Annotated in this window: 4 protein-coding genes and 2 pseudogenes; 5 read left to right on the plus strand and 1 reads right to left on the minus strand. The window is 35.6% G+C overall.

Features of this window, described 5'->3' with window-relative positions:
• The 5 genes and pseudogenes from F6K18_RS29800 to F6K18_RS29820 all read left to right on the plus strand — a co-directional run.
• Positions 1-366 (plus strand): Uma2 family endonuclease (locus tag F6K18_RS29800; protein ID WP_287526285.1); only part of this gene is annotated, 366 nt, incomplete at its 5' end.
• Between the two features lie 15 nt (positions 367-381).
• Positions 382-967 (plus strand): annotated as a pseudogene (locus F6K18_RS29805) (Uma2 family endonuclease).
• 15 nt (positions 968-982) lie between these two features.
• Positions 983-1,568: pseudogene (locus F6K18_RS29810) on the plus strand (Uma2 family endonuclease).
• Positions 1,569-1,602: 34 nt separating this feature from the next.
• The gene (locus tag F6K18_RS29815; protein WP_287526288.1) at positions 1,603-2,583 is read left to right on the plus strand and encodes a cysteine synthase A; all 981 of its coding nucleotides are present in this window, start codon (positions 1,603-1,605) and stop codon (positions 2,581-2,583) included.
• Between the two features lie 12 nt (positions 2,584-2,595).
• A complete protein-coding gene (locus tag F6K18_RS29820; protein WP_124145847.1) occupies positions 2,596-2,958 on the plus strand; it encodes a ferredoxin in 363 nt (120 codons plus the stop codon).
• A 262-nt stretch (positions 2,959-3,220) separates the two neighbouring features.
• Here the strand turns inward: F6K18_RS29820 and F6K18_RS29825 are convergent, their stop codons facing one another.
• On the minus strand, positions 3,221-3,394 hold the full coding sequence (locus tag F6K18_RS29825) for a hypothetical protein (RefSeq protein WP_287526289.1): 174 nt from the start codon (positions 3,392-3,394) through the stop codon (positions 3,221-3,223).
• Positions 3,395-3,451: the final 57 nt, after the last annotated feature.

Here is a 3,451-nt window from a genome sequence, read left to right on the forward strand (position 1 = left end):
GCTTTTAGTTCTAGTACAGGATTTACTCTTTCTACAGGGGCAAAAAAATCTCCAGATGCTTCCTGGATAAAATTAGAAAGATGGAATAGTTTATCCCAAGAACAAAAAGAAAAGTTTGCTCCAATTTGCCCGGATTTTGTGGTGAAATTAATGTCACCTTTAGATAGCTTAAAAACTCTCCAAGCAAAAATGACAGAATATATGGAAGAACCAGGGGTAAAACTGGGTTGGTTAATTGATAGAAAGCAAAAGAAAGTTTATATTTATCGCCCAGGAATGACTACCGAATGTTTAGAAAATCCTCATAGTGTAAGTGGGGAACCAGTATTGCCAGGATTTGTTTTAAATATGCAGAAAGTTTGGTAAATAGGAGGGAAAATTATGCTCGAAGAAACAATGATTTTACAAATGCCTCCAAGTTTAAAAATGGCAGATGAACAGTTTTTTGAATTCTGTCAAATTAACCGAGATTTACAGATAGAAACTAATAAATTTGGAGAATTATTAATTATGTCTCCTACGGGTTGCTGAAACAGGAAATCGTAACCTTGGTATAGCAGCAAAATTATATTTTTGGGCAGAAAAAGAAGGTACGGGTATTGCTTTTAGTTCTAGTACAGGATTTACTCTTTCTACAGGGGCAAAAAAATCTCCAGATGCTTCCTGGATAAAATTAGAAAGATGGAATAGTTTATCCCAAGAACAAAAAGAAAAGTTTGCTCCAATTTGCCCGGATTTTGTGGTGAAATTAATGTCACCTTTAGATAGCTTAAAAACTCTCCAAGCAAAAATGACAGAATATATGGAAGAACCAGGGGTAAAACTGGGTTGGTTAATTGATAGAAAGCAAAAGAAAGTTTATATTTATCGCCCAGGAATGACTACCGAATGTTTAGAAAATCCTCATAGTGTAAGTGGGGAACCAGTATTGCCAGGATTTGTTTTAAATATGCAGAAAGTTTGGTAAATAGGAGGGAAAATTATGCTCGAAGAAACAATGATTTTACAAATGCCTCCAAGTTTAAAAATGGCAGATGAACAGTTTTTTGAATTCTGTCAAATTAACCGAGATTTACAGATAGAAACTAATAAATTTGGAGAATTATTAATTATGTCTCCTACGGGTTGCTGAAACAGGAAATCGTAACCTTGGTATAGCAGCAAAATTATATTTTTGGGCAGAAAAAGAAGGTACGGGTATTGCTTTTGATTCCAGTACGGGATTTACTCTTTCTACAGGGGCAAAAAAATCTCCTGATGTTTCCTGGATAAAATTAGAAAGATGGAATAGTTGATCCCAAGAAGAAAAAGAAAAATTTGCTCCAATTTGCCCGGATTTTGTATTGGAACTAATGTCACCTTCAGATAATCTGAAAACTCTCCAAGCAAAAATGACAGAATATATGGAAGAACCGGGAGTAAAATTAGGTTGGTTAATTGATAGAAAAGAGAGAAAAGTTTATATTTATCGCCCAGGAATGCTTACAGAATGTTTAGAAAATCCTGATACTGTAAGTGGGGACTCAGTATTGCCAGGATTTGTTTTAAAGATGAGCAAAGTTTGGTAAAATAATATTTTGTAAATAAAATATTGGTCAAAAAATGGATATTAAACAAGGTTTTATCGGTACAGTTGGCAATACTCCATTAATTAGATTAAATAGCTTCAGTGAAGAAACTGGATGTGAAATTTTAGGCAAAGCAGAATTTTTGAATCCAGGGGGTTCGGTGAAAGACCGAGCTGCTCTTTATATTATTAAAGATGCAGAAGAAAAAGGTTTATTGAAACCTGGTGGAACAGTTGTGGAAGGAACTGCTGGTAATACAGGAATTGGTTTGGCACATATTTGTAATGCTAAAGGTTATAAATGTTTGATTATTATTCCGGAAACTCAATCTATTGAAAAAATGGATGCTTTGAGAACTTTAGGTGCAGAGGTTCGCCCCGTTCCTGCGGTTCCCTATAAAGACCCGAATAATTATGTAAAAATGTCAGGTAGATTAGCTTCGGAAATGGAAAATGCTATCTGGGCAAATCAGTTTGATAATTTAGCAAATAGAATCGCTCATTATGAAACAACTGGACCGGAAATTTGGGAACAAACAGATGGAAAAGTAGATGCTTGGGTAGCTGCTACTGGAACGGGTGGAACTTTTGCTGGAGTTTCATTATTTTTAAAAGAAAAAAATCCCCAAGTAAAAACTGTTGTAGCTGACCCGATGGGAAGTGGGATTTATAGTTATGTGAAAACTGGGGAAATTTCTACAGAGGGTAATTCTATTACTGAGGGTATTGGTAATAGTCGGATTACGAAAAATATGGAAAATGTTCCTATTGATGATGCAATTCGAGTGGATGATAAAGAGGCGGTTAGAGTAGTTTATCAACTGTTAAAAAAAGATGGTTTATTTATGGGAGGTTCTGTGGGAATTAATGTTGGTGCAGCAATAGCTTTAGCAAAAGAAATGGGTCCTGGTCATACTATTGTGACTGTATTATGTGATAGTGGCGCTCGTTATCAATCAAAATTATTTAATAGTGAATGGTTAGCTGCTAAAAATTTATTGCCGGATGAAGTATAACCGGGAGAAATTATGGTGGAAAATAGTCAAGTTGATAGACGTTTATTAGTCTGTCAAAATCGTACTTGTCGGAAACAAGGTTCGGCAAAAGTATTAGCTGCTTTTGAGTCGTCTGAAGTTCCTAATATTCAAGTAGAAAAAAGTGGATGTTTAGGGCAATGTGGCAATGGTCCGATGGTTTTAGTTTTGCCGGAGGAAGTTTGGTATAGTCATGTTCATATTGATGAGGTTTCGGCAGTGGTGGAAAGACATTTACTAGGTGGAGTATCTGTGAAAAAAATGCTTTATTCTAAGTTTCATTGTCTGAGAAGAAGGAGTCAGGAGTCAGGAGTCAGGAGACAGAATTTAGGAGAAAATCATAGCTGCCGTGATTGAGTAATCAATCAAGCAAGTATTTATGCGTAAATTTTTTACTCGGAATTTGATCAACGAAAAAGTAATTAGACTTCTTGCAGAAGTCAGGGAATAGGGAATAGGGAATAGAGAAATGAAATTGTTTATTTCATAGTCTTGAATTGATTTAATTAACACTTGCTGATTAAGTCTAAAAGTCTTTAAATATAAAGTTTTTAGCCTTTTTAAGTATCAAAAAGTGCGAGGTTTTAGGTGGTAATGGTTCAAAAATTTAGGATTTTGGTCAAGAGTTGGACAGAAAAATCAAGGAACGATTCTTCCTACTATCTCCTCTATAATTCCCATTTATCCTGACTCCTGACTCCTGACTCCTGACTTCCCCTCCACCGGAGGGGTTAGGGGTGGGTTGACTCCTCCCCTGACTAAAAGACTTCCATAAGCAAACCCTAATTAACACTTTTGCAAGAGGTCTATTGAGATGATTTGCATAGTATAAATACCTACCAAGCTACGG

The organism is Okeania sp. SIO2C2, from assembly GCF_010692625.1.
Lineage (GTDB): Bacteria > Cyanobacteriota > Cyanobacteriia > Cyanobacteriales > Microcoleaceae > Okeania > Okeania hirsuta.

Excerpts from the sequence above, each read along its gene's own strand:
- F6K18_RS29815 (WP_287526288.1), top strand. The coding sequence starts at position 1,603 with ATGGATATTAAACAAGGTTTTATCGGTACAGTTGGCAATACTCCATTA.
- F6K18_RS29820 (WP_124145847.1), top strand. The coding sequence starts at position 2,596 with ATGGTGGAAAATAGTCAAGTTGATAGACGTTTATTAGTCTGTCAAAAT.